This is a genomic window from Hathewaya limosa (assembly GCF_030815255.1).
GTDB classification, from domain to species: Bacteria; Bacillota; Clostridia; order Clostridiales; family Clostridiaceae; genus Hathewaya; species Hathewaya limosa.
Genome location: NZ_JAUSWN010000051.1, coordinates 1 through 2,071 on the forward strand (window position 1 = coordinate 1; position 2,071 = coordinate 2,071).

Annotated in this window: 1 protein-coding gene and 2 tRNA genes; 2 read left to right on the forward strand and 1 reads right to left on the reverse strand. The window is 30.4% G+C overall.

Going from position 1 to position 2,071, the window contains the following annotated elements:
* The first annotated feature begins 20 nt into the window (after nucleotides 1–20).
* Together QOZ93_RS13965 and QOZ93_RS13970 are read left to right on the forward strand one after the other, a co-directional pair.
* Nucleotides 21–95: transfer RNA gene (locus tag QOZ93_RS13965), tRNA-Asn, on the forward strand.
* Between the two features lie 3 nt (nucleotides 96–98).
* A tRNA-Phe gene (locus QOZ93_RS13970) sits at nucleotides 99–174 on the forward strand.
* A gap of 91 nt (nucleotides 175–265) precedes the next feature.
* Here QOZ93_RS13970 and QOZ93_RS13975 read toward each other — a convergent pair.
* Nucleotides 266–1,645, reverse strand: coding sequence for an MATE family efflux transporter (locus QOZ93_RS13975; RefSeq protein ID WP_307357462.1), 1,380 nt, complete (start codon nucleotides 1,643–1,645; stop codon nucleotides 266–268).
* Between the last annotated feature and the right edge of the window lie 426 nt (nucleotides 1,646–2,071).

Here is a 2,071-nt window from a genome sequence, read left to right on the forward strand (position 1 = left end):
ACGTCGCCAGGTGAAAACGTTCCGCGATAGCTCAACGGTGGAGCACTCGGCTGTTAACCGATAGGTTGAAGGTTCGAATCCTTTTCGCGGAGCCACATGGCTCGATAGCTCAGTCGGTAGAGCAGAGGACTGAAAATCCTCGTGTCACTGGTTCGATTCCAGTTCGAGCCACCAGTAAACATCTTAGATAGTTCTAAGATGTTTTTTTATATTTAAAAATACTTCAACTAAAAAACCTTTAGTATATTTTACTAAAGGTTCTTTTTTACATTTCTAAGTTTTCATTAAATGAACTAATGAACTTTTTATTTCGTATTATCAATATTATAAATAACATAACTAATATAATTCCTTTAAATATACTACTTATGCTAATACTCCACCACACCCCATTTAGACCAAGTAAATTAGATTTAGATAATAACAGAGCAAAGGGAATTCTTAGTCCGGTAAATACTATACTTATGATAGCAGGTAGATAGGTTTTCCCCAAACCATTAAAAGCTCCTCCAGTAGTTATTTCAATACACATAAAGAATTGAGATACTCCAAGGATTTTTAAATAATCAACACCTAAAGATACTGCTTCTGGTTCCCTAATGAAGATACAAAATAGAGGTTTTGCAAATAATATTAATAATAATGATGTAATGACCCCAATTATGCTAACTACTTTTAGGGCAATAGAATATCCTTTAAATATACGGTTAATTTTTTTAGCACCATAATTTTGACCTACGAATGCACTTATGGCACTAGAAAAACCACCTGCTGTCATCCAAGATATTGCTTCTATTTGAGTACCAACTTTTTGAACAGCTATAGCTGTATCACCAAATACGGATATAATTCTTCCAATGATCATAGCAAAAAAAGATAATAATCCATTTTGAATTGCAACTGGTAAACCTAATTTAAGTATTTCTTTTAAGTATGTTAATTTAAAACTTTTAAAAAGATTTATTTTAAACAATAAAATATTTATTTTGTTTATTTCATATAAAAATAAAATAGTAACAATAGTTTGAGCAAGTACAGTGGCTATAGCTGCACCCGTAACCCCCAAAGCTGGAATAGGTCCAAAACCAAAGATTAGCATTGGATCAAGAAATATGTTTAATATAAGTCCAACGGTATTAATTTTAAATGGAGTTTTGCTATTCCCCATACCATTAAAAATCCCAGTAAGCACAGGATTAATAAAATTAAATATTAATCCTAAGGAAATAAACACTAAATAAGTTTCAGCCATTTTAATGACCACGTTAGAATTTAAATTAAAAAATCCTATGAGGTTAGATTTAAAAAAAATTAATATTATGGAATATAGAATAGCACATAATATATTTAATTGAATTGCAGTACAAACATAACTTTTAGCAGTGTTAATATCTTCTCTACCTAAGGATTGAGATACTCCGATTTCTGCACCGGTTTTAGAAAGTAAAATAAAAGATTGTCCAAACCATGTAAAAAAACTTGCAGTACCGACAGCGGCAACAGCAAGACTACCGGTTCTTCCAATCCAAATCATGTCTGTCATATTATAAGCCATTTGTATAAAAGAGGTACCCATTATTGGTAAGGCTAGAGATACTAGAGATTTTAGGATACCACCTTGGACTAGATTATTGGTTTTCGTCAATATAATTCCCCCTATTCAAGTTTATTACTTAGTTCATATACTATTCTTACTAGGTATAACTTGTCAATGGAAATAAAGTAAGAGATTTATTAAAACATTTAAAATTCAAGGTTTTAATGATACAAGATACATATAGTAACAAAATTCGACTAAAACTCTGCCGGGCATGTCAATATAAGAAATTTAGAGTTATATTAAGAAAAAATAAGTAAATAAAAGTAGAACCGTATATTTAACTTATTACGGAGCGATATACTATTCTTTATATGATATTATATATCTTGTCGCTGCGGCAACGCAGTAAAACAACAAATTAAATTAAAAAATTTAAAAAAAGTTGTTGACAAAGAAAAAGAAATTTGATATTATAAGTAAGTCGCTTGGTGAGAGCGGTTGAAAGTGAGAAATTGATCTTTGAAAATTAAA